This window comes from Streptomyces sp. NPDC001709 (assembly GCF_053596375.1).
Genome location: NZ_JBSFGB010000015.1, coordinates 98,504 through 120,803 on the forward strand (window position 1 = coordinate 98,504; position 22,300 = coordinate 120,803).

The following is a 22,300-nucleotide window of genomic DNA, read 5'->3' on the forward strand; positions in this document are numbered from 1 at the left end:
GCCGGACAGGCCCTAGGAAGCTCCGGGCGTGCCCCCGGTCGCACTCCAGTGGTACAGCGTCATCGCCACGCTGGTGGCGAGGTTGTAGCTGGAGACCTGGGGGCGCATCGGCAGCCGCAGCAGGTGATCGGCACGCGCGCGCAGCCCGGCCGACAGGCCGCTGCGCTCCGAGCCGAACGCGAGTACGGCGTCGTCGGGCAGCTTCGTCCCCCGGATGTCCTCGCCCTCCGGGTCGAGCGCGAACACCGGCCCGGCGGGCAGTTCGTCGACGCCCAGCCGCTCCACCACGGTCGCGAAGTGCAGGCCCGCGCCGCCACGCACGACCGTGGGATGCCAGGGGTCGAGCGTGCCCGTGGTGACCACGCCGGTCGCCCCGAAACCGGCGGCCAGCCGGATCACGGCGCCGGCGTTGCCCAGGTTGCGGGGGTTGTCGAGGACCACGACGGGCGCGGTGCGCGGGGTGTGGGCGAGCCTGCGCAGGTTGGCCTCGCGGGAGGGCCGTACCGCGAGGGCGGCCACGCCGGTCGGGTGGGGCCGCGGGACGAGGGAGGCGTACGTCTCCGCGGGCACCTCGGTGAGGAGCGCGACCAGCGCGTCCCGTACGTCCCCGGCCAGCTCCTCGGCGAGGGCGAGCGCCGCCCGCCGGTCGGTGGTGACCGCCACCGGGACCTCGGCCCCGAAACGCAGCGCGTGCTTGAGGGCATGGAAGCCGTCGAGCAGCACGGCGTCACCGGCGTGCGCACGCCAGCGGGTGAGCGGGTCGGTCATGCGGTGAACCCTACGCGGCCCCGCGGGCTGTCCTCGGGGCTCTCCGCAGGGGAGCGCGGCGCGGGCACCGTACGGTCGTCACGCCGGACGAGCCGTCCACGCGCGCGTGCGGCGAGCGCGCCGAGGCGGCGCAGGAACGACGTCGGCAGGAAGACCGCGTCCGCGGTGATCATCGCCAGCGAGAAGAACGGCAGGCCGAGCACGATCGCGATCACCGCGTGCTCGATCATCATCAGCACCAGCAGGACGTTCTTGACCCTCCGGTTGAACAGGGTGAACGGGAAGGCGACCTGCACCATGACCGTGCCGTAGGCGACGGCCATCATGATCGTGCCGCTGGAGGACATCAGGTCGGCGAGTCCGGGCCAGGGCGAGAAGTAGTCCAGGTGGAGCGGGTAGTAGACGGCGGTGCCGTCCTGCCAGCGCGAGCCCTGGATCTTGTACCAGCCGGCCGTCGCGTAGATCAGGCAGGCCTCCGCCATGATCACGGCCAGGGCGCCGTTGTGCAGGACGTTGGCGACGATGTCCAGCAGGATCCGCGGCTCCTGTGTCTTCGCCCAGCGGCCCACGGCCCACCACAGGCCGAGCACCGCCCAGGCCGTCCACAGCAGCGCGGGGATCAGCCAGTCGCTGTCGAACCGGCCGGTGAACGTCGCCATGACCAGCGCCAGGCCGAACACCGTCCACAGGGCCGGTCCCACCCGGTCGGCGGAAACCCGCTCCCCACGCGCGCGTGCCGCCTCCCCGCGCGCCGCCCGGCGCGCGTCCAGCGACCACGCCTGTCCGCAGCGCGTGAACAGGAGGTAGAAGGACATCAGGTGCAGGACGTTGTCGCCGCCGTCGCCCACGAAGACGCTGCGGTTCTGCAGCGACAGCACGCCCACCATGAACAGCACGGACGCCGTCCGGGTGCGCCAGCCGAGCAGCAGCGCCGCGCTGGCGAGGATGGCCAGCAGGTAGAAGCACTCGAACCACAGCCGGCCGTCGGACCACAGCAGGGCCGTGAAGGCGTGGTTGTCGGCGGTCAGCTCCTTGGCGAGGTTCCAGCCCCAGGGGCCGGCCGGACCGTACAGCTCCTGGCGGTGGGGGAACTCGCGCAGCAGGAACAGCAGCCAGGTGCCGGCGAATCCGATGCGGATGACGGCGCTCTGGTACGGCCCGAGAGCCGACTCGGTGACTTTGGCGACACCGCGCGAGAGGGTCAGGGAGAGCTGGTTCACCGCACACCTCCCGCCGCCTCGTCGGCCGTCACCGTCCACCAGGGCAGGACACGGTAGACGGGCTTGTCGGACACGCGCTCACGGCTCCACTCGGGCGGCTGCACATTGGTGGTGCTGGAACGGATCTGCACGCGCTGGATGACGCCCTCCGGGTCGGCCGGATAGGTCCGGTACAGACGCATCACCATGATCCGGCGCAGGTACTGCTCGGAGAGGGAGCCGCGCATGCCCACGGGGCGGTTGTCGGCGCCGTGCGTGGCGACGAAGAAGTCCCAGGCGCGGCGCAGCTCGTTCTGCTGGGTGTGGCTCGGCACCAGGTTGCCGTCGATCGCGGCACCGTCCTGGGCGGACAGGTCGGTCCACCCGGTGGTGCGCAGTCCGCCGTCCTTCGCCCGCACCACGGCACGCACCTGGACGGCGATGTTCTGCTGCAGCGGGTTCGGTGCGAACAGTTTCCAGTTCTGCTCGAACTCCGGGTACACCCACTCCTCGATCGCCTTGCCGTGCTGCTTGGTCACCGTGTTGGCGGGGGCGAGGCTGAGGAACACCATCAGCACATGCACGCAGGCGGCGACCGCGACCACCGCGAGCGCCAGCGCAGCGGCGACCTGATAGCGGGGGGAGAGGGCGGCCAGGCCGGTACGGGGGGCAGGGGGCGGTAGGGGAGTGCCGGCGCCGGACGTCTCGGCCGCCGTGCCCGGACCGGCAGGCTGGGCCGACGGGTCCGGCTCGGTACCCCGCTGTGCATGTGCCGTCGGAGCAGCTTGAGACCGCTGAGTCGCCGGGGCCTGCTGGGCTCCCTGCGTCTGCTGGGCTTCCTGCGCTGCCCGAGCCGACCACGCGCCGCCGGAGTCTTCGACCGCCACCGCTTCCTCACCGCCCGGCGTGTCCGTGCCCGCCGGGGAATCCGTGTCGGGCGGCGGGGAGCCCTCCGGGAGACGCGCCCGGTCTGGCCCGTCGGGGCCGGGTCGGGCCCCCGGGTCCTCGTCGTTCGCGTCCATTCCGCCTTGTCCCCCGTTTCGGCTCGGTCGTTCGGTTCAGTGGTCCGGCCCGGTGTCCGGCTCGATGGTGGGGGCGCCGCCACGAGCGCCCCACGGTTCACGCAGGCCACTCCGCGGCGTCCCGCACGGAACGGTACTCAGCCCCGGCCACCGGGCGCAGCCCCGGGGGCATACGAGGGCCGTGGTCATCGCCGTGTGGTACGGCGCCGGCCCCGGCCGTATCCGCCCTCCCGCACGTTGTCCACAGGCGGGCCGCCGGAGTTTTCCACAGCGGTTGACACCCCCGGCGGCCCGGCACACCATTGATGCGCACGGACCGAACGATCGGTCGGGACAGTTTCACCCAAGAGCCCGAGGTCAGGGGGACCGCATGGCCACAGCAGCCGCGCAGCGCGCCGCCCGCAAGGCGCACGGCGCACCGGACACCGTCGACACGGCGGCCTATCAGCACGCCTTCGACGCGGCCGTGGCCGCCGACGAGCGCATCGAACCCCGCGACTGGATGCCCGACGCCTACCGCGCGACTCTGGTCCGCCAGATCGCCCAGCACGCGCACTCCGAGATCATCGGCATGCAGCCGGAGGCCAACTGGATCACCCGCGCCCCCTCCCTGCGTCGCAAGGCGATCCTGATGGCCAAGGTCCAGGACGAGGCCGGCCACGGCCTGTATCTGTACAGCGCGGCCGAGACCCTCGGCACCGGCCGTGACGAGCTGCTCGACAAGCTGCACAGCGGCCGCCAGAAGTACTCCTCGATCTTCAACTACCCGACGCTGACCTGGGCCGACGTCGGCGCGATCGGCTGGCTGGTGGACGGCGCCGCGATCACCAACCAGGTCCCGCTGTGCCGCTGCTCCTACGGCCCTTACGCCCGCGCGATGGTCCGGATCTGCAAGGAGGAGTCCTTCCACCAGCGCCAGGGCTACGAACTGCTGCTGGCCCTGAGCAAGGGCACGCCGGAGCAGCACGCGATGGCACAGGACGCGGTGAACCGCTGGTGGTGGCCCTCGCTGATGATGTTCGGCCCGCCCGACGACGAGTCCCAGCACTCCGCGCAGTCGATGGAGTGGAAGATCAAGCGGCACTCCAACGACGAGTTGCGCCAGCGCTTCGTCGACATCTGCGTCCCCCAGGCCGAGTCCCTGGACCTCACCCTCCCCGACCCGGACCTGCGGTGGAACGAGGAGCGTGAGCACTGGGACTTCGGCCCGATCGACTGGACGGAGTTCTGGGAGGTCCTCAAGGGCAACGGCCCGTGCAACGAACAGCGCATCACCCAGCGCAGGCGGGCCCACGACGAGGGTGCGTGGGTACGGGAAGCGGCCGCCGCCTACGCGGCCAAGCACACCGGCGGCACCGGCGGCACCGGCGGCACCGATGGGACAGGCCCCGAGAGGGCACACGAGACAGGAGCGGAGCGAGCATGAGCACCACCGACTGGCCCCTGTGGGAGGTCTTCGTGCGCTCCCGGCGCGGCCTCTCCCACACCCACGCCGGCAGCCTGCACGCCCCGGACGCGGAGCTGGCCCTGCGCAATGCCCGCGACCTGTACACCCGCCGCGGCGAGGGCGTCTCCATCTGGGTGGTCCCGGCCGCCGCGATCACCGCATCCTCGCCGGACGAGAAGGACCCGTTCTTCGAACCGGCCGCCGACAAGCCCTACCGGCACCCGACCTTCTACGAGATCCCGGAAGGGGTGAAGCACCTGTGACCGCCACCGGCCCCGCCACCGTCCCGGTGACCGCCGCGCTCGCCCTCGGCGACGACGCCCTGGTGCTCTCCCACCGGCTGGGGGAATGGGCCGGGCACGCCCCCGTCCTGGAGGAGGAGGTCGCCCTCGCCAACATCGCCCTCGACCTGCTCGGCCAGGCCCGGGTACTGCTGTCGATGGCCGGCGACGAGGACGAACTGGCCTACCTGCGCGAGGAGCGGGCCTTCCGCAACCTCCAGCTGGTCGAGCAGCCGAACGGCGACTTCGCCCACACCATCGCCCGCCAGCTGTACTTCTCCACCTACCAGCAGCTGCTCTACGCCGAACTGGCGGCCGGAGACGGCCCGTTGGCGCCACTCGCCGCGAAGGCGGTCAAGGAGGTCGCCTACCACCGCGACCACGCCGAGCAGTGGACGCTCCGCCTCGGCGACGGCACGCAGACCAGCCACGAGCGGATGCGCCGCGCCTGCGAGGACCTGTGGAAGTTCACCGGTGAGATGTTCCAGCCGGTCGAGGGCCTCGACGCCGACTGGACCGGCCTGGACGAACGCTGGCAGGAGTCCGTCCAGGACGTCCTCGGCCGTGCCACCCTCCCCCTCCCCGAAGGTCCGCGCACCGGCGCCTGGTCGGCCGGCGTCGGCCGGCAGGGCCTGCACACCGAGCCGTTCGGACGGATGCTCGCCGAGATGCAGCATCTGCACCGCAGCCACCCGGGGGCGACATGGTGACCGCCACCGCACTGGAGGCGGAGCTGCTGGAGCTGGCCGGCTCGGTGCCCGACCCCGAACTGCCGGTGCTCACGCTCCAGGAACTGGGCGTGGTGCGCGCGGTGCACCTGCACGGCAGCGACACGGTCGAGGTCGACCTGACCCCCACCTACACCGGCTGCCCCGCCATCGAGGCGATGAGCGTGGACATCGAACGGGTGCTGCGCGCCCACGGCATGCGCGAGGTCACGGTCCGCACGGTGCTCGCACCCGCCTGGACGACCGACGACATCAGCCCGGAAGGGCGCCGCAAGCTCCGGGAGTTCGGCATAGCTCCCCCGCGGGTGCGCGGTGCCTCCGGCCCGGTGACGGTGACGCTCGGCCAGACGCGGACGAACGCGCCGGAAACGGAGCCCATCCGCTGCCCGCACTGCGGCTCCGCCGACACCGAGCTGCTGAGCAGGTTCTCCTCCACCGCGTGCAAGGCCCTGCGCCGCTGCCTCGCCTGCCGTGAACCGTTCGACCACTTCAAGGAGTTGTGATGGCGCGCTTCCACCCGCTCCCGGTGGCCGCGGTCGACCGGATCACCGACGACTCCGTCGCGCTGACCTTCACCGTCCCGCCCGAACTGCGCGAGGAGTACCGGCACGCACCCGGCCAGCACCTCGCGCTGCGCCGGCAGGTGGACGGCACCGAGGTGCGGCGCACGTACTCGATCTGCTCCCCCGCACCCGACCCGGCAGGCGCGGGCCCCGGCACCCTGCGGGTGGGTGTGCGGCTGGTGGAGGGCGGGGCCTTCTCCGCCTACGCGCTGAAGGAGATCAACGTCGGGGACGTGCTGGAGGTGATGACCCCGGCCGGCCGCTTCACCCTGGAGCCGGCACCGGGGCTGTATGCGGCGGTCGTCGGCGGCAGCGGCATCACCCCGGTGCTGTCCATCGTCTCCACGCTGCTGGCACGCGAGCCGGCGGCCCGGTTCTGTCTGATACGCAGCGACCGCACGGCCGCCTCGACGATGTTCCTGGAGGAGGTCGCCGACCTGAAGGACCGCTATCCCGAGCGGCTTCAGCTGGTGACGGTGCTCTCCCGCGAGGAGCAGCAGGCGGGCCTGCCGTCCGGGCGGCTCGACCGCGAGCGGCTCACCGGGCTGCTGCCCGCGCTGCTGCCGGTCGGCCAGGTCGCGGGCTGGTTCCTGTGCGGGCCGTACGGGCTGGTACGGGGCGCCGAGGAGGCGCTGCGCGAGCTGGCCGTGGACCGGTCCCGCATCCACCAGGAGATCTTCCACGTGGACGCGGGCTCGTCCCCGGCCGCCGGCGGCCGGACCCCGGCGCACAGCACGGTCACCGCCCGGCTCGACGGACGCGGCGGCACATGGCCGGTCCAGGACGGCGAGTCCCTGCTGGAGACGGTCCTGCGCAACCGCCCCGACGCGCCCTACGCCTGCAAGGGCGGCGTCTGCGGGACGTGCCGCGCCTTCCTGGTCTCCGGTGAGGTCCGCATGGACCGCAACTTCGCCCTGGAGTCGGAGGAGACGGAAGCCGGCTATGTGCTGGCCTGCCAGTCGCATCCGCTGACGGAAAAGGTGGAACTGGACTTCGACCGCTGAGAGTCCCGGGAACACCGGGCTCCGGAATACCGGGCTTCGGAACTCCGGGCCCCACAGCATTCCCTTCTTCTAGAACCTGTTCTATCTTGACGGACCGTCAGATCACCGGACCCGTCGGAGGGACAGGCCGTGGACTTCAGCTTCAGCGAGGAGCAGCGGGCGGCGGCGGAGGCGGCGCGGGGGGTGTTTGCCGGGGTGGTGCCGGACGCGGTGCCCAGCCCGGCGCTCACCACCGGAGCCGTGGCCGAGGGCTTCGACCGGGAGCTGTGGTCCCGGCTGGCCGAGGCGGATCTGCTGAGTCTGCTGCTCGACGAGGCGCACGGCGGTTCCGGCCTGGACGCGATCGCGCTGTGCCTGGTGCTGCGGGAATCCGCCAAGGTGCTGGCCCGGGTGCCGTTGCTGGAGCACAGCGCGGCTGCGGCGGCCGTACAGGCCTACGGTGACCCGGAGTTGGGGGAGCGTGTACTGGTCCGGGCCGGGCGGGGCGAACTGGTGCTGACCGTCGCGGCGCACGGACGTACCGGCCACGATCCCGCCGAACTGGCCGTCGGCGCACGGCGGGACGGTTCGGGCTGGGTGCTGGACGGGGTGCAGACGGCGGTGCCGTGGGCGTATGACGCGGACTTCGTCGTCGTACCGGCGCATGTCGAGGGTGGGGCCGCCGATCGGACCGTGCTCGCGCTGGTGCCGCGTGGGCTGGACGGGGTGGGCCTGGCCGAGCAGGTGTCCACCAGCGGGGAGCGGTTGGCCGAGCTGCGGCTTGCGTCGGTCCGGATCGACGCGGGCGACGTCATCGAGGCCGACGGCGCCTGGCAGTGGCTGCACGCGCTGCTCGCCACCGGCACCTGTGCGCTGGCACTCGGGCTGGGCGAGCGGGTGCTGGGCATGACGGCCGAGTACACCGGCAAGCGGGAGCAGTTCGGGTATCCGCTCGCGACGTTCCAGGCGGTGGCCGTGCAGGCCGCGGACCGGTACATCGATCTGCGCGCCATGGAGGCCACGCTCTGGCAGGCCGCGTGGCGGATCGCCTCGGGGGCGGCGGGGGCGCTGCCGGCCGCCGGGGATGTGGCGGTGGCGAAGATCTGGGCCGCCGAGGGCGTGCGCCGGGTGGTGCAGACGGCACAGCATCTGCACGGGGGGTTCGGGGCCGACACCGACTATCCGCTGCACCGCTATCACGCCTGGGCCAAACACCTGGAACTGACGCTCGGCCCGGCGTCGGCGCACGAGGAGAAGCTCGGCGACCTGCTGGCCGCCCATCCATTGGGCTGACGCCGGCCGGTGGGCTGAGGGCGGCCGGTGGCTGCGCCGACCGGTGAGCTGACGCCGGCCAGGGCTGCGCCGATCGGTGAACTGACGCCAGCCAGTGGGCTGACGCTGGTCATTGGGGTTCACGCCGGTCACCGGGGCTGACGCCGTCCCGCAGGCTGATGCCCATCCGCTGAACCCGCCCGAACCATCAGGCTGGCTCCGGCTGCCGGGCCGGCGCCAGCCATTGGCTGGCGCCGATCACTGGGCTGATGCCAGCCACTGGGCGGGCGGCCGCCCGTGAGCTGACGTCCGTCCGCTGGGCGGGGCGAGCCGCCCGGGCGGGCGGGGGCGCGGGTCCTGACCGCCCCGCTGCGGGGGATGCGCTAGAGGACGTGACCGGGCTTGCCGTCGTTCGTGATCACGGGGCGGCCTGCGGCCTGCCAGAGCTGCATGCCGCCGTCGACGTTGACCGCGTCGATGCCCTGCTGGACCAGGTACATGGTGACCTGTGCCGAGCGGCCGCCGGAGCGGCAGATGACGTGGACACGGCCGTCTTGCGGGGCGGCCTCGGTGAGCTCGCCGTAGCGGGCCACGAACTCGCTGATGGGGATGTGCAGCGCTCCCTCGGCGTGGCCCGCCTGCCACTCGTCGTCCTCGCGGACGTCCAGCAGGAAGTCGCCGTTCTTGAGGTCGCCGACCTCGACCGTGGGCACACCAGCTCCGAAACTCATGCCTCCGACGCTACCCGAACGGAAGCCGGGGGTGGCCCAGCAGCTCAGCCCTGTTCCCTCAGGGCCGCCAGCTCGGCCTCGCGCTGGGCGATGTCGGAGCGCAGCTTGCCGGCGATCTCCTCGAGCAGCCCGTCGGGGTCGTCCGGGGCGAGCCGGAGCATGCCGGCGATCGCGCCCTCCTCCAGTTCGCGTGCGACGAGGGTGAGCAGTTCCTTGCGCTGGGCCAGCCATTCGAGGCGGGCGTACAGCTCCTCGGCCGGGCTCGGACGCCGCTCGGGCGGCACCGGGCCGGCCGCCCACTCCTCGGCCAGCTCCTTCAGCAGGGTCACGTCGCCGCGGGCGTAGGCGGCGTTGACCCGGGTGATGAACTCCTCACGCCGCTGCCGCTCCCCTTCCTCCTGCGCGAGGTCGGGGTGGGCCTTGCGGGCCAGCTCGCGGTACAGCTTGCGGGCCTCCTCGCTGGGCCGCACCCGCTCCGGGGGCCGTACGGCCTGGTCGGTCAGCATCGCGGTGGCCTCGGGGAACAGACCTTGGCCGTCCATCCAGCCGTGCAGCAGCTCCTCCACGCCGGGGATCGGCAGGATCCGGGCGCGGGCCTCCTCGGCGCGGCGGATGTCCTCCGGGTCACCGGTGCTGGCGGCCTTCGCCTCGGCGATCTCGGCGTCCAGCTCCTCGATACGGGCGTAGAGCGGGCCGAGCCGTTGCTCGTGCAGCCGGGAGAAGTTCTCGACCTCGACGCGGAAGGTCTCCACGGCGATCTCGTACTCGATCAACGCCTGCTCGGCGGCCCGTACGGCCTGCTCCAGCCGTTCCTCGGGACGCGGGGCGGGTGGGGGCTGATCGGCTTCCGGGGTCGTCACGGCGACCAGCGTAGGCGATGCGGCAACTCGCCATGGGGCTGCGGGTCGGCTGCCGACTGCGGGTCCGTCTGCAGGTCCGTCTGCAGGTCCGTCTGTAGGTCCGTCTGCAGGTCCGTCTGCAGGTCCGTTGTGGCTGGTCGCGCCCACACGGCGGAACCGCATGGTTCGTCTCGCCTCTCCGCCCCCGTCACACCCCCAGCTCCGCCGCCATCCGCCCCGCGCGGATCGCCGCGACCAGCTCCGTGTGATCCGCCTCCGTGCGGTCGGCGTACGTGACGGCGAAGGCGGCTATCGCCTCGTCCAGTTCCTCGTTCTTGCCGCAGTAGCCGGCGATCAGCCGGGGGTCGGCGCTGTGGGAGTGGGCGCGGGCCAGGAGGGCGCCGGTCATACGGCCGTAATCGTCGATCTGGTCGGCGGCGAGGGCGGCGGGGTCGACGCTGCCCTTGCGGTTGCGGAACTGGCGCACCTGGAAGGGGCGGCCACAGACCGTGGTCCAGCCGAGCAGGATGTCGCTGACGACCTGCATCCGCTTCTGGCCGAGGACGACCCGGCGGCCCTCGTGATCCACCGTCGGTGTCGTGAAGCCGGCGGTGGCCAGGTGCGGGACGAGCGCGGAGGGCCGGGCCTCCTTCACCTGGAGCACCAGCGGCTGCTCACGGTGGTCGAGGAGCAGCACGACGTAGGACCGGGTGCCGACGCTGCCGGTGCCGACCACCCGGAAGGCCACGTCGTGCACCGCGTGCCGGGCCAGCAGGGGGTGCCGGTCCTCGGACAGCGTCGTCAGGTACTCCTCCAGGGACGCGGCGACCGCGGTGGCCTCGGTGTCCGGGATCCGGCGCAGGACCGGCGAGGCGTCCACGAACCGGCGTCCGCCGTCCGCCATCGCCTCGGTCGACTTGGCCGCGAACCGGCCGCTGGTGTTGGCGCGGGCCTTCTCCGAGACCCGCTGCAGAGTGCCGAGCAGATCGTGGGCGTCGGTGTGCGAGACCAGTTCCTCGTCCGCGATGGCGTTCCACGCGTCGAGCACCGGCAGCTTGGCCAGCAGCCGCATGGTGCGGCGGTAGGCGCCCACCGCGTCCTGTGCGGCCGCGCGGCAGGTGTCCTCGTCGGCGCCGGCCTCCCGGCCGGCGAGCACCAGCGAGGCGGCGAGCCGCTTCAGATCCCACTCCCAGGGGCCGTGCACGGTCTCGTCGAAGTCGTTGAGGTCGATGACGAGGTCGCCGCGGTGGTCGCCGTACAGGCCGAAGTTGGCCGCGTGGGCGTCCCCGCATATCTGGGTGCCGATCCTGGTCATGGGGGTGCGGGCCAGGTCGTACGCCATGAGTCCGGCCGAGCCGCGCAGGAAGGCGAAGGGGGTGGCCGCCATCCGTCCGACGCGGATGGGGGTCAGCTCCGGTATGCGGCCGGCGTTGGACTCGGTGACCGCGCTCACCGCGTCGGGGCGGGAGGCGTCCAGGTCGAGCGTGCGGTGCGAGCCGCGCGGCACGCTCGTCCGCAGCGCCTTGCCCTCCTCCTTGGGCGAGCGCTGCCGCGGCCACTGGGCGAACCCGCGCACCCTTGGCAGCCGGCCTGCCTCACGGTCCCCCGCGTCCGCCGCGACGACTTCCACACCGGCACCGGTCACCGCGACCGCCTCCCCCGAACACCCGTCGGCACGAGCATCTACACGAACATCAACTCGAGCAGACCGTACATCCGCCGACGAAAACGCGTCAGGCCCCTGTGGACAACTCCCTGCGTCCGACGCCGATGCCGGCCACCCGCCCCGTTCTCCGTAGGCCGTCCGGCGGAGTTGCGAGGACGGGTGGGCGGCACGGGGGAAGCCTGTCGGCAGGAGGTGGCGGCCACGACGGCCACGACGGCCAACTGATGGGAGAGGGACATGACACCGGTGCAAAGGGGTGCTTGCGCCGCCCCGGCCGAGGGGTGTCCGTACGCCGCTCCGTGGCGCACCCCGCGCCCGCCTCGCCATGCCTGAGCTGCCGGACGTCGAAGGTTTCCGCCAGGTGCTCGTGGCCTGCGCGAAGGGCCGGGCCATCCGCCGCGTCGACGTGCGCGACGCGGGCGTTCTGCACGGGGTGAGCGAGCGGCGGTTGCGTGACGCGCTGGAGGGCCGGCGGTTCACCGAGCCGGAGCGGCACGGCAAGTGGCTGCTCGCCCGCACCGGCGGTCCCACCCTGCTGCTGCACTTCGGGATGACCGGCCGGCTGCTCTGTGCCCGTCCCGACGACGCCGTAGAGGCCCATGACCGCGTGCTGTTCGGCCTCAGTGGCGACCGGCAGCTCCGCTACCGCGACCAGCGCAAGCTCCGGGGCATCTGGCTGGCCGACGACGACTCCGGCGTTGCCCGGCTGCTGGACCGTCAGGGGCCCGACGCGCTGGCCGTGGACCGTGAGGATTTCGAGACCGCGCTCTCCTCACGCCGTGGTCGCATCAAAACGGCGCTGACCGACCAGTCCGTCGTGGCCGGACTCGGCAATCTGCTCGCCGACGAGATCCTGTGGCGTGCCGGGCTGCACCCGGGCGCCCGTGCCGGTGATCTGACGGAGACCGAACGCCGGCACCTGTACACCCACATGCGGCGCACGCTGCGTTCCGCGGTCACCGCCGGCTGCGTCCCGCCGCGCGATTCTTGGCTCACCGGGCACCGCGACGACCCCGACCCGCTCTGCCCCCGCTGCGGCACCCATCTGCGCCGCTCCCGCATGGCAGGCCGCGGCACGGTCTGGTGCCCACGGTGCCAGCCGGGCGGGACCTGAGCCCCACGGGACCTCAACCCCACTAGACCCACACCCCGGCTCAGCCGATCCAACTCGGCTTCCGCCCGGCCCCGTCCGTGAGATAGCTCACCGGTGCGGCCCGCCGCGCCCGTTCACAACCTGTGCGATCCCTCACAACTGCCCGTACAACGCGAAACGGGCCCCTGCCGTGACTTCCGTCACCGGCAGAGACCCGTCTCGTCTCTGTGCGCGAGGGGGGAGTTGAACCCCCACGCCCTTGCGGGCACTGGAACCTGAATCCAGCGCGTCTGCCTATTCCGCCACCCGCGCATTGGGTGTGTCTTCCGGATCCTGCCCTTTCGGGCTGGCCCCTTCCGACATCCAGAACATTAGCACGTCGTACGGGGTGGGTTCACATCCCTTCCCCCGGCCGGGAACCGGCCCGGACCCGCCCCACGCCCGCCCCACGCCCGCCCTGCGTTCGAACCGCCGCGGCCGAGCGCCCGCAGCCGAGCGATCTCTCCTACCCGTCACACCCGTCCCTCACGTATCAAGGAGACTCGCTTCACGTATCAACCTCGTACCGGTCCCGGGCATCTCCCCAGGAGGCGGGGCAGGTCCACAGCCAGGTGCGGGACACTGGTCTTCGCCCCCCTCTACGATCCATGGCAGCGGGAGTGCGCACCGGGAGTTCGAAGGGGAGTCGCTGGGGGAACCGGCTGATTGCCGGGCGCGTAGATACGATCAGTAAGCAGTACCGGCGGAACCAGCAGTACAGGCAAGGCAGCGCAGACAGCAGGGCAAGGCAACGGCAGGAACGGAGGAGGTGCCCCATGGGAGTCCTGAAGAAGTTCGAGCAGCGTCTCGAAGGTCTGGTGAACGGCACCTTCGCCAAGGTCTTCAAGTCCGAGGTCCAGCCCGTGGAGATCGCCGGCGCGCTCCAGCGTGAGTGCGACAACAACGCGACCATCTGGAACCGCGACCGGACCGTCGTACCCAACGACTTCATCGTGGAGCTGAGCGCGCCGGACTACGAGCGCCTCAGCCCCTACTCCGGGCAGCTCGGCGACGAGCTGGCCGGCATGGTGCGCGACTACGCCAAGCAGCAGCGCTACACGTTCATGGGCCCGATCAAGGTCAACCTGGAGAAGGCCGACGACCTCGACACCGGTCTGTACCGGGTGCGCTCGCGCACCCTCGCCTCCTCCAGCAGCCAGCAGGCGGCACCGCAGGCCCCCGCCGGCCCGGCCCCCGGCCGGCCCGCACAGGGCGCACAAGGCGCACAAGGCGCACAGGGCGGCTACGGCTACCCGCCCGCCACGCCCGCCGGCGCGCCCCCGATGCCGTCCTCGCCGCCGCCCGGCGCCCGCCCCGGCGGCTACGGCTACCCGCAGCCCGCCACGCAGCGGCCCGCCGCCGCCCCGATGAGCGGCGGGCGTACCCGCTACTGGATCGAGATCAACGGCACCCGCCACCAGATCTCCCGCGCGACGCTGGTGCTGGGCCGCAGCACCGATGCCGACGTGCGGATCGACGACCCCGGCGTCTCCCGCCGGCACTGCGAGATCCGGACCGGAACGCCCTCGACGATCCAGGATCTCGGTTCCACCAACGGCATCGTGGTGGACGGGCAGCACACCACCCGCGCTACGCTCCGCGACGGCTCGCGGATCGTCGTGGGCAGCACCACCATCATTTACCGGCAAGCCGAAGGGTGAAGCGGGGGCAATGTCAGAGCTGACCCTCACGGTCATGCGGCTGGGTTTCCTGGCCGTACTGTGGCTGTTCGTGATCGTGGCCGTGCAGGTCATCCGGAGCGACCTGTTCGGTACGCGCGTCACCCAGCGCGGATCCCGTAGGGAGGCCGGGCGCCAGCAGCAGGCGCCCCGGCAGCAGGCCGCCACGCCCCCGCAGCAGCGAAACCAGCAGCGGGGCCAGCAGGGCGGCGGCCGACGCGGGCGCAACGCCCCCACCAAGCTCGTGGTGACCGAGGGCACACTGACCGGTACCACGGTCGCGCTGCAGGGCCAGACGATCTCGCTGGGCCGGGCGCACGACTCCACGATCGTGCTGGACGACGACTACGCCTCCAGCCGTCATGCCAGGATCTACCCGGACCGCGACGGTCAGTGGATCGTCGAGGACCTCGGCTCCACCAACGGCACCTACCTGGACCGGTCCCGGCTGACGACTCCCACGCCGATCCCGCTGGGCGCGCCGATCCGCATCGGCAAGACCGTCATCGAGCTGCGGAAGTAGTGCTACATCATGAGTGAGCGCGAGCGGAGCGAGCACGCAGCGGCAGGCCGCACCCCGGTCTGCGGCGCGCTCCCGACCGGAGGGTGGGCAGTGTGGCTCGACACGACCGGCTGTACCCGGAGCCGACGGGCGAGGTGGGCATGAGTCTGTCACTGCGCTTTGCCGCCGGATCGCACAAGGGCATGATCCGGGAGGGCAACGAGGACTCCGGTTACGCCGGTCCCCGGCTGCTGGCGATCGCCGACGGCATGGGCGGCCAGGCGGCCGGCGAGGTCGCCTCCTCGGAGGTCATCTCCACCCTGGTCACGCTCGACGACGACGTGCCCGGCTCCGACATCCTCACCTCCCTCGGCCAGGCCGTGCAGCGGGCCAACGACCAGCTGCGCGCCATGGTCGAGGAGGACCCCCAGCTGGAGGGCATGGGCACCACGCTCACCGCCCTGCTGTGGACCGGGCAGCGGCTCGGCCTCGTGCACGTCGGCGACTCCCGCGCCTACCTGCTGCGCGACGGCGTCCTCACGCAGATCACGCAGGACCACACCTGGGTGCAGCGCCTCGTCGACGAGGGCCGGATCACCGAGGAAGAGGCCACCACCCACCCGCAGCGCTCCCTGCTGATGCGCGCCCTGGGCAGCGGCGACCATGTCGAGCCCGACCTGTCGATCCGCGAGGTCCGGGCCGGCGACCGCTATCTGATCTGCTCCGACGGCCTGTCCGGCGTCGTCTCCCACCAGACGATGGAGGAGACCCTCGCCAGCTACCAGGGCCCGCAGGAGACCGTGCAGGAGCTGATCCAGCTCGCGCTGCGCGGCGGCGGCCCCGACAACATCACCGTCATCATCGCCGACGTCCTGGACCTGGACACGGGCGACACCCTCGCCGGACAGCTGTCCGACCAGCCGGTCGTGGTCGGCGCCGTCGCCGAGAACCAGCACCACCTGCACGACAACGGCATCATGCAGACCCCGGCCGGCCGCGCCTCCCACCTGGGCCGCCAGGCGCCCGGGCACGGCGGCGGCGAGTTCGGCCCGCCCGGCTCCGGCGACACCACCGGCTACATCCCGGCGGGCAGCTTCGACGACTACGCCGACGGCGACCTCACCAAGCCGCGCGGGCGGCGCAAGTGGCTGAAGAGATCCCTCTACAGCGCGCTCGCCCTCGCCGTGATCGGCGGCGGCCTCTACGGCGGCTACCAGTGGACGCAGACGCAGTACTACGTCGGCGCCAAGGACGAGCACGTGGCGCTGTACCGCGGGATCAGCCAGGACCTGGCCTGGGTGTCGCTGTCGAAGGTCGAGAAGGACCACCCCGAGATCGAACTCAAGTACCTGCCGCTCTACCAGCAGAAGCAGGTCAAGAACACGATCACGGCGGGCGGTCTGCAGCAGGCCCAGGCGAAGATCGAGGCGCTGTCCGTGCAGGCCTCCGCGTGCCGGAAGCAGGCGGAGCGCCAGGCCGCCGAGTCCCAGCGGAACGCGAAGACGGGCCAGGGCGAGGCCGGAGGCACCACGGGAACCACCCGTACCGCTTTCACGTCCAAGGCATCACCGACGCCGAACCCGTCGACGGGTACGACGTCGAAGAAGCCCCCGACATCGCCCTCGAAGTCCCCGTCCCCGTCCGCGACCGCCACTCCGAACCCCGGCCCGAGCCTCTCCGAGGATGAGAAGAAGGTCGTCGATCAGTGCGGCAAGCAGTAGCGAAGCCGCGAGAGGCCCTGTCACACCATGAGCAGTACGACTAACTCGCCGTCGCACCACACGTCCACGATCGGCGCGATCGGCGCACCGAGCCGCCGCAACACCGAGCTGGCCCTGCTGGTCTTCGCCGTGGCCGTCCCGGTGTTCGCCTACGCCAACGTGGGCCTGGCCATCAGCAACCACGTGCCCGCCGGACTGCTGGAGTACGGCCTCGGCCTCGGCCTGATGGCCGGCGTCGCCCACCTCGCCGTCCGGAAGTTCGCCCCGTACGCCGACCCGCTGCTGCTGCCGCTGGCCACGTTGCTCAACGGGCTCGGGCTCGTCGTGATCTGGCGGCTGGACCAGTCGAAGCTGCTGCAGCAGATGCATGCCGCGGGCGGCAAGGCGGCCAACCAGCTGCTCTACACGGCGCTGGGCATCGCGCTCTTCGCCGTGGTGCTGATCTTCCTCAAGGACCACCGCACGCTCCAGCGCTACACCTACATCTCCATGGTCGGCGCGCTGGTCCTGCTGCTGCTGCCGCTGGTCCCGGGCCTCGGACTGAACGTGTACGGCGCGAAGATCTGGATCCACGTCGGCAGCTTCTCCATCCAGCCCGGTGAGTTCGCCAAGCTCGTGCTGGCGGTGTTCTTCGCCGGCTATCTGATGGTGAAGCGGGACGCGCTGGCCCTGGCCAGCCGCCGTTTCCTGGGGCTGTATCTGCCGCGTGGCCGTGACCTCGGCCCGATCCTCGTCGTCTGGGCGATCTCGATCCTCATCCTCGTCTTCGAGACCGACCTCGGTACGTCGCTGCTGTTCTTCGGCATGTTCGTGATCATGCTGTACGTCGCCACCGAGCGGACCAGCTGGATCGTCTTCGGTCTGCTGATGTCCGCAGTCGGCGCCGTCGGCGTGGCGAGCTTCGAGACGCACGTGCAGCAGCGTGTCCAGGCCTGGCTCGACCCGATGAAGGAGTTCAAGCTCAGCCGTCAGGGCCTCCAGGGCCACTCCGAGCAGCTCATGCAGGCCCAGTGGGCGTTCGGCTCCGGCGGCACCCTCGGCACCGGCTGGGGCCAGGGCCACTCCGAACTGATCGGTTTCGCCGCCAACTCCGACTTCGTCCTCGCCACCTTCGGTGAAGAGCTGGGCCTGGCGGGCATCATGGCGATCCTGCTGATCTACGGCCTGATCGCCGAGCGTGGCGTCCGTACCGCCCTCGCCGCCCGCGACCCGTTCGGCAAGCTGCTGGCCATCGGCCTGTCCGGTGGCTTCGCGCTCCAGATCTTCGTCGTGGCCGGCGGTGTGATGGGGCTCATCCCGCTGACCGGTATGACCATGCCGTTCCTCGCGTACGGCGGTTCATCCGTGATCGCGAACTGGGCGCTGATCGGCATCCTGATCCGCATCAGCGACACCGCCCGCCGCCCGGCGCCCACACCCGCCACGAACCCCGACGCCGAGATGACCCAGGTGGTCCGCCCCTCATGAACAAGCCCCTGCGCCGGATCGCGATCTTCTGCGGCCTGCTCATCCTGGCCCTGTTGATCCGGGACAACTACCTCCAGTACGTCAAGGCGGACCAGCTCGCCACCCAGAAGGAGAACCGCCGGGTCTCCATCGAGCGCTACGCCCACCCGCGCGGCGACATCATCGTCGACGGCAACCCGATAACCGGGTCGGTCCAGGGCACGCACGGCGACTTCAAGTACAAGCGCACCTACAAGGACGGGGCCATGTGGGCCCCGGTCACCGGCTACTCCTCCCAGGTCTACGGCAGCAACTACCTGGAGGGCGTCGAGGACAGCATCCTCACCGGCAACGACGACCGGCTCTTCTTCCGCAACACCCTGGACATGATCACGGGCAAGCAGCGGCAGGGCGGCAACGTGGTCACGACCCTCAACGCGGCGGCGCAGAAGGCGGCGTTCGACGGTCTGAAGCAGCAGGGCGGCAAGGGTGCCGTGGTCGCTCTGGAGCCGTCCACCGGCAAGATCCTCGCGATGGCCTCCTACCCGTCGTACGACCCCTCCACCATCGCCGGTGGGTCGGACGGCAAGGCCTGGACCACCCTGTCCAAGGACAAGGCCGAGCCCATGGTGAACCGGGCGCTGCGCGAGACCTACCCGCCGGGCTCCACGTTCAAGGTGGTCACCGCGGCGGCGGCGCTGGAGAACGGCCTGTACAAGTCGGCCGACGAGAAGACGAACTCGCCCCTGCCGTGGACCATGCCGGGCACCAGGACCCAGCTGAAGAACGAGGGCAACATCCCCTGCGAGAACGCCGACCTGCGCACCGCGCTGCAGTACTCCTGCAACACGGTCTTCGGCAAGGTCGGCTCCGACCTCGGCAACGACAAGATGCTGGCGGAGGCGAAGAAGTTCGGCTTCGACTCCGAGCAGTTCGTCCCGGTCCGCTCCAACGCGTCGGTGTTCTCCGACAACATGAACCCGTCGCAGACCGCGCTGTCCTCCATCGGTCAGTACAACACCGCCGCGACCCCGCTGCAGATGGCCATGGTCGCCTCCGCGGTCGCCAACGACGGCAAGCTGATGAAGCCGTACATGGTCGACAAGCTCCAGGGGTCCAACCTCGACACCGTCGCGCAGACCGAGCCGCAGGAGATGAGCCGCCCGCTGTCCTCGCAGAACGCGCAGATCCTGCAGGACATGATGCAGACGGTGGTCCAGAAGGGCACCGGTACAAGGGCGCAGATCCCGGGCGCCACCGTCGGCGGCAAGACCGGTACCGCACAGCACGGCGTGGCGAACAGCGCCAACCCGTACGCGTGGTTCATCTCCTACGCCAAGCTGCCCGACGGCAGCTCGCCGGTCGCCGTGGCGGTGGTGATCGAGGACGAGAGCGCCAACCGCGACGACATCTCCGGTGGCGGCCTGGCCGCGCCGATCGCGAAGAGCGTGATGGAGGCGGTCATCAAGTCCAAGAAGTGACCTTGCCCAGGAAGTGACGCCGCTCACGTCTTCTTCACATCGCCGCACGTTGCGATACCGGTCCTGTATCGGGTTCCGGGCTTGGCCAGGTCATACAAAGCGAGCCGGGTACGGTAGGCCCGGACGGCAGCCTCCGGCCGTGCACGAGTGTGTACGGCCGAGACCGACGGAGAGGGCTGGTAGGTAGCTATGGAAGAGCCGCGTCGCCTCGGCGGCCGGTACGAGCTGGGCCAGGTGCTCGGCCGTGGTGGCATGGCCGAGGTCTACCTCGCGCATGACACCCGCTTGGGCCGCACCGTGGCAGTGAAGACCCTGCGCGCCGACCTGGCACGCGACCCTTCCTTCCAGGCCCGGTTCCGCCGGGAGGCCCAGTCGGCCGCCTCTCTCAACCACCCCGCGATCGTCGCGGTCTACGACACGGGCGAGGACTACATCGACGGGGTCTCCATCCCGTACATCGTGATGGAGTACGTCGACGGTTCCACCCTGCGTGAGCTTCTCCACAGTGGCCGCAAGCTGCTGCCCGAGCGCGCGATGGAGATGACCATCGGCATCCTCCAGGGTCTGGAGTACGCCCACCGCAACGGCATCGTCCACCGTGACATCAAGCCGGCCAACGTCATGCTGACCCGCAACGGCCAGGTCAAGGTGATGGACTTCGGTATCGCCCGCGCCATGGGCGACTCCGGCATGACCATGACCCAGACGGCGGCGGTGATCGGTACGGCCCAGTACCTGTCGCCGGAGCAGGCGAAGGGCGAGCAGGTAGACGCGCGCTCGGACCTCTACTCGACGGGCTGCCTCCTGTACGAGCTGCTGACGGTACGGCCGCCCTTCGTGGGTGACTCCCCGGTGGCGGTGGCCTACCAGCACGTCCGCGAGGAGCCCCAGGCCCCCTCGGTCTTCGACCCGGAAATCACCCCGGAAATGGACGCGATCGTCCTGAAGGCCCTGGTCAAGGACCCGAACTACCGCTATCAGTCGGCCGACGAGATGCGCGCCGACATCGAGGCCTGCCTGGACGGCCAGCCGGTCGCGGCGACGGCCGCGATGGGCGCGGTGGGCTACGGCGGCTACCCCGACGACCAGCCGACGACGGCCCTGCGCCCCGACGCCGGCGCGGGCGCCACGAGCATGCTCCCGCCGATGAACCCGGACGACGGCGGCTACGGCTACGACGACGGCCCCGGCCGCCGCGGCCGACAGCAGAAGAAGTCCCACACCTCCACGATCTTGTTGGTGGTCGCGGGCATCCTGGTCCTGGTCGGCGCGATCCTGATCGGGAAGTGGGTGGCGAGCGGCGGCAACACGGGCGACGGCAAGGTACCGGTGCCGAACTTCGTCGGTGTGTCCGCGGCCACGGCCGGCAAGATGGCCGAGAACGTCGACCTGAAGGTCAGCACCTCCAACAAACCCTGCGACGACCAGCCCAAGGGCAACGTCTGCTCGCAGACCCCCGGCAACGGCACCAAGGTCGACAAGGGCACCACCGTCAAGCTGGTGATCTCGACGGGCGCACCCAAGGTCCAGGTGCCAGACGTCCGCGGCAGCCAGTTCGACCAGGCCGAATCCCTGCTGACGGACAAGGGCTTCAAGGTCGACAAGAAGATCCAGGTGTCGTCCCAGACACCCGGCGTGGTCATCAGCCAGGACCCGGAGGGCGGCACGAGCCGTCAGAAGGGCACCACGATCACTCTCACGGTCGCCAAGGCCGAGGACAAGGTCACGGTCCCCAGCGACATCATCGGCAAGTCCTGTGACGACGCGAAGACCGAGCTGCAGAACCTGGGCCTGTCGCCCACCTGCGCGGACAGCCCCACCACCAACCAGGGCGATGACGGCAAGGTCCTCTCGACCAACCCGCCAGCGGGCCAGCAGCTCGCCAAGAACCAGCCGATCACCATCAACGTCGGCAAGTTCCAGGGCGGCCAGACGCAGGGGCAGGTGCCGTCCGTCGTGGGCCAGACCCTGAAGCAGGCCCAGCAGACCCTGCAGCAGAACGGCTACACAAACATCCAGGTCAACGGACCGAACGACGACAAGGCCCGGGTCGTCAGCCAGACCCCGCCCCAGGGAACCCAGGCGGATCCGAGCAACACACAGATCATCCTGACCACCGTGGACATCGGCGATGGCGCCAACAACGGCGGCAACGGCAACGGCGGCATCTTCGGCGGCATCAACGGCTGAGCCTCCGGGACCGGTGAGCACCGGCTCGTGCCAGTTTGTGGTTCCCTGAGCGGGAGGGACACTCCGGCTCAGGGAACCGGACACCCAGAAACGCCCATCCCGTAGATCTCGATTTGCCCTGAAATAACCTTCGCTCATCCACTCGAGCCGCTAGTGTTCTGTACATGAAAAGATCACAGCGTCTGGCTCTGATCGGCGCCGCAGCCGCCGCGCTGCTCACTGTCACGACGATCGATGCTCATGCGGCAGATGGCCCCAGCTACGCCGGTTGTTCTACCACCGGCGCGAGCGGGGCGGCGACATTTACCAATTGGACCGCACTGCACGTCGACATCGATATGAACGTGTATGACATCTCACCGGACGGTCACAGCGTAGCCATCCGATTCATATCGGACCAGGTCAACAAGCCGTACCAGTACTGGCCTTGGCACTACAACTACCGGGGCTCCGGGAAGCCCATCGAGGTGCGCACGCACGCTGACAACTCTCGCGGCTATCTGAACTACGTCGGCGTCGAAGTGGCGACCATGGAAGGGTCCAAGGTCGTGCACAGCTGCATCGACTGGGTGGGTGACGGAAGCCCGTGACCAACCCCAAAGTGCCCCGGTGACAGACCGGTCGAAGATGCCCGAAGTCACAAGGGAAAG

The 22,300-nt window shown here is 70.7% G+C and carries 20 protein-coding genes and 1 tRNA gene; 14 read left to right on the forward strand and 7 right to left on the reverse strand.

All coding sequences use genetic code 11. The features are described from left to right. Positions 1-12 precede the first annotated feature (12 nt). The 3 genes from ACWC0C_RS22590 to ACWC0C_RS22600 are packed head-to-tail and all read right to left on the reverse strand — an operon-like array spanning position 13 to position 2,989. Complete coding sequence (locus ACWC0C_RS22590; protein WP_450865410.1) at positions 13-768, reverse strand: TrmH family RNA methyltransferase; 756 nt, start codon at positions 766-768, stop codon at positions 13-15. Then, positions 765-1,988 (reverse strand): HTTM domain-containing protein, encoded by a 1,224-nt coding sequence (locus ACWC0C_RS22595; protein WP_450865412.1) that lies wholly within the window; start codon positions 1,986-1,988, stop codon positions 765-767. Before ACWC0C_RS22595 ends, ACWC0C_RS22590 begins: the two co-directional genes overlap by 4 nt. Further along, entirely contained in the window at positions 1,985-2,989 is a 1,005-nt protein-coding gene (locus ACWC0C_RS22600; protein ID WP_450865414.1) for a DUF5819 family protein, read from the reverse strand. Before ACWC0C_RS22600 ends, ACWC0C_RS22595 begins: the two co-directional genes overlap by 4 nt. Before the next feature lie 370 nt (positions 2,990-3,359). Between ACWC0C_RS22600 and paaA the strand changes: the two genes are divergently transcribed. From paaA to ACWC0C_RS22630, 6 genes are all read left to right on the forward strand, one after another. Continuing rightward, positions 3,360-4,415, forward strand: coding sequence for a 1,2-phenylacetyl-CoA epoxidase subunit PaaA (gene paaA, locus ACWC0C_RS22605; RefSeq protein WP_450865415.1), 1,056 nt, complete (start codon positions 3,360-3,362; stop codon positions 4,413-4,415). Further along, positions 4,412-4,699: a 1,2-phenylacetyl-CoA epoxidase subunit PaaB gene (paaB, locus tag ACWC0C_RS22610; RefSeq protein WP_014673816.1), complete on the forward strand. Its 288-nt coding sequence runs from the start codon at positions 4,412-4,414 to the stop codon at positions 4,697-4,699. Before paaA ends, paaB begins: the two co-directional genes overlap by 4 nt. Further along, positions 4,696-5,427 carry a 1,2-phenylacetyl-CoA epoxidase subunit PaaC gene (gene paaC, locus ACWC0C_RS22615; protein WP_450865417.1) on the forward strand — a complete coding sequence of 244 codons (732 nt, stop codon included), beginning with the start codon at positions 4,696-4,698 and terminating at the stop codon, positions 5,425-5,427. Before paaB ends, paaC begins: the two co-directional genes overlap by 4 nt. Further along, complete coding sequence (gene paaD / locus ACWC0C_RS22620) at positions 5,421-5,948, forward strand: 1,2-phenylacetyl-CoA epoxidase subunit PaaD (RefSeq protein ID WP_449194910.1); 528 nt, start codon at positions 5,421-5,423, stop codon at positions 5,946-5,948. Before paaC ends, paaD begins: the two co-directional genes overlap by 7 nt. Continuing rightward, positions 5,948-7,012 (forward strand): 2Fe-2S iron-sulfur cluster-binding protein, encoded by a 1,065-nt coding sequence (locus ACWC0C_RS22625; protein ID WP_450865419.1) that lies wholly within the window; start codon positions 5,948-5,950, stop codon positions 7,010-7,012. The genes paaD and ACWC0C_RS22625 overlap by 1 nt, the downstream gene beginning before the upstream one ends. A 129-nt stretch (positions 7,013-7,141) precedes the next feature. Next, positions 7,142-8,284, forward strand: coding sequence for an acyl-CoA dehydrogenase family protein (locus tag ACWC0C_RS22630; RefSeq protein ID WP_450865421.1), 1,143 nt, complete (start codon positions 7,142-7,144; stop codon positions 8,282-8,284). Positions 8,285-8,646: 362 nt separating this feature from the next. Here the strand turns inward: ACWC0C_RS22630 and ACWC0C_RS22635 are convergent, their stop codons facing one another. From ACWC0C_RS22635 to ACWC0C_RS22645, 3 genes are all read right to left on the reverse strand, one after another. Continuing rightward, positions 8,647-8,976: a rhodanese-like domain-containing protein gene (locus ACWC0C_RS22635; RefSeq protein WP_449195106.1), complete on the reverse strand. Its 330-nt coding sequence runs from the start codon at positions 8,974-8,976 to the stop codon at positions 8,647-8,649. A gap of 62 nt (positions 8,977-9,038) precedes the next feature. After that, positions 9,039-9,854 (reverse strand): hypothetical protein, encoded by an 816-nt coding sequence (locus tag ACWC0C_RS22640; RefSeq protein ID WP_450865422.1) that lies wholly within the window; start codon positions 9,852-9,854, stop codon positions 9,039-9,041. Positions 9,855-10,041: 187 nt separating this feature from the next. Then, positions 10,042-11,478: a DUF2252 domain-containing protein gene (locus tag ACWC0C_RS22645; protein ID WP_450865423.1), complete on the reverse strand. Its 1,437-nt coding sequence runs from the start codon at positions 11,476-11,478 to the stop codon at positions 10,042-10,044. A gap of 346 nt (positions 11,479-11,824) precedes the next feature. Between ACWC0C_RS22645 and ACWC0C_RS22650 the strand changes: the two genes are divergently transcribed. After that, positions 11,825-12,613: an Fpg/Nei family DNA glycosylase gene (locus ACWC0C_RS22650; protein ID WP_450865425.1), complete on the forward strand. Its 789-nt coding sequence runs from the start codon at positions 11,825-11,827 to the stop codon at positions 12,611-12,613. A 207-nt stretch (positions 12,614-12,820) separates the two neighbouring features. On the opposite strand, the gene ACWC0C_RS22655 is transcribed toward ACWC0C_RS22650, so the two are convergent. Continuing rightward, a tRNA-Leu gene (locus ACWC0C_RS22655) sits at positions 12,821-12,904 on the reverse strand. A 503-nt stretch (positions 12,905-13,407) separates the two neighbouring features. On the opposite strand from ACWC0C_RS22655, the gene ACWC0C_RS22660 reads away from it, so the two are divergent. From ACWC0C_RS22660 to ACWC0C_RS22690, 7 genes are all read left to right on the forward strand, one after another. Beyond that, positions 13,408-14,292 (forward strand): FhaA domain-containing protein, encoded by an 885-nt coding sequence (locus ACWC0C_RS22660; protein ID WP_450865427.1) that lies wholly within the window; start codon positions 13,408-13,410, stop codon positions 14,290-14,292. Between the two features lie 10 nt (positions 14,293-14,302). Next, complete coding sequence (locus ACWC0C_RS22665) at positions 14,303-14,833, forward strand: FHA domain-containing protein FhaB/FipA (protein ID WP_450865429.1); 531 nt, start codon at positions 14,303-14,305, stop codon at positions 14,831-14,833. 140 nt (positions 14,834-14,973) lie between these two features. Continuing rightward, positions 14,974-16,533 carry a Stp1/IreP family PP2C-type Ser/Thr phosphatase gene (locus ACWC0C_RS22670; protein ID WP_449195107.1) on the forward strand — a complete coding sequence of 520 codons (1,560 nt, stop codon included), beginning with the start codon at positions 14,974-14,976 and terminating at the stop codon, positions 16,531-16,533. A 27-nt stretch (positions 16,534-16,560) separates the two neighbouring features. Continuing rightward, positions 16,561-18,000: an FtsW/RodA/SpoVE family cell cycle protein gene (locus ACWC0C_RS22675; protein WP_449194918.1), complete on the forward strand. Its 1,440-nt coding sequence runs from the start codon at positions 16,561-16,563 to the stop codon at positions 17,998-18,000. Then, positions 17,997-19,460 carry a peptidoglycan D,D-transpeptidase FtsI family protein gene (locus tag ACWC0C_RS22680; protein ID WP_450865431.1) on the forward strand — a complete coding sequence of 488 codons (1,464 nt, stop codon included), beginning with the start codon at positions 17,997-17,999 and terminating at the stop codon, positions 19,458-19,460. The genes ACWC0C_RS22675 and ACWC0C_RS22680 overlap by 4 nt, the downstream gene beginning before the upstream one ends. Before the next feature lie 189 nt (positions 19,461-19,649). Beyond that, complete coding sequence (gene pknB, locus ACWC0C_RS22685; protein ID WP_450865433.1) at positions 19,650-21,650, forward strand: Stk1 family PASTA domain-containing Ser/Thr kinase; 2,001 nt, start codon at positions 19,650-19,652, stop codon at positions 21,648-21,650. Between the two features lie 164 nt (positions 21,651-21,814). Continuing rightward, positions 21,815-22,240: a hypothetical protein gene (locus ACWC0C_RS22690; RefSeq protein WP_450865434.1), complete on the forward strand. Its 426-nt coding sequence runs from the start codon at positions 21,815-21,817 to the stop codon at positions 22,238-22,240. Positions 22,241-22,300 lie beyond the last annotated feature (60 nt).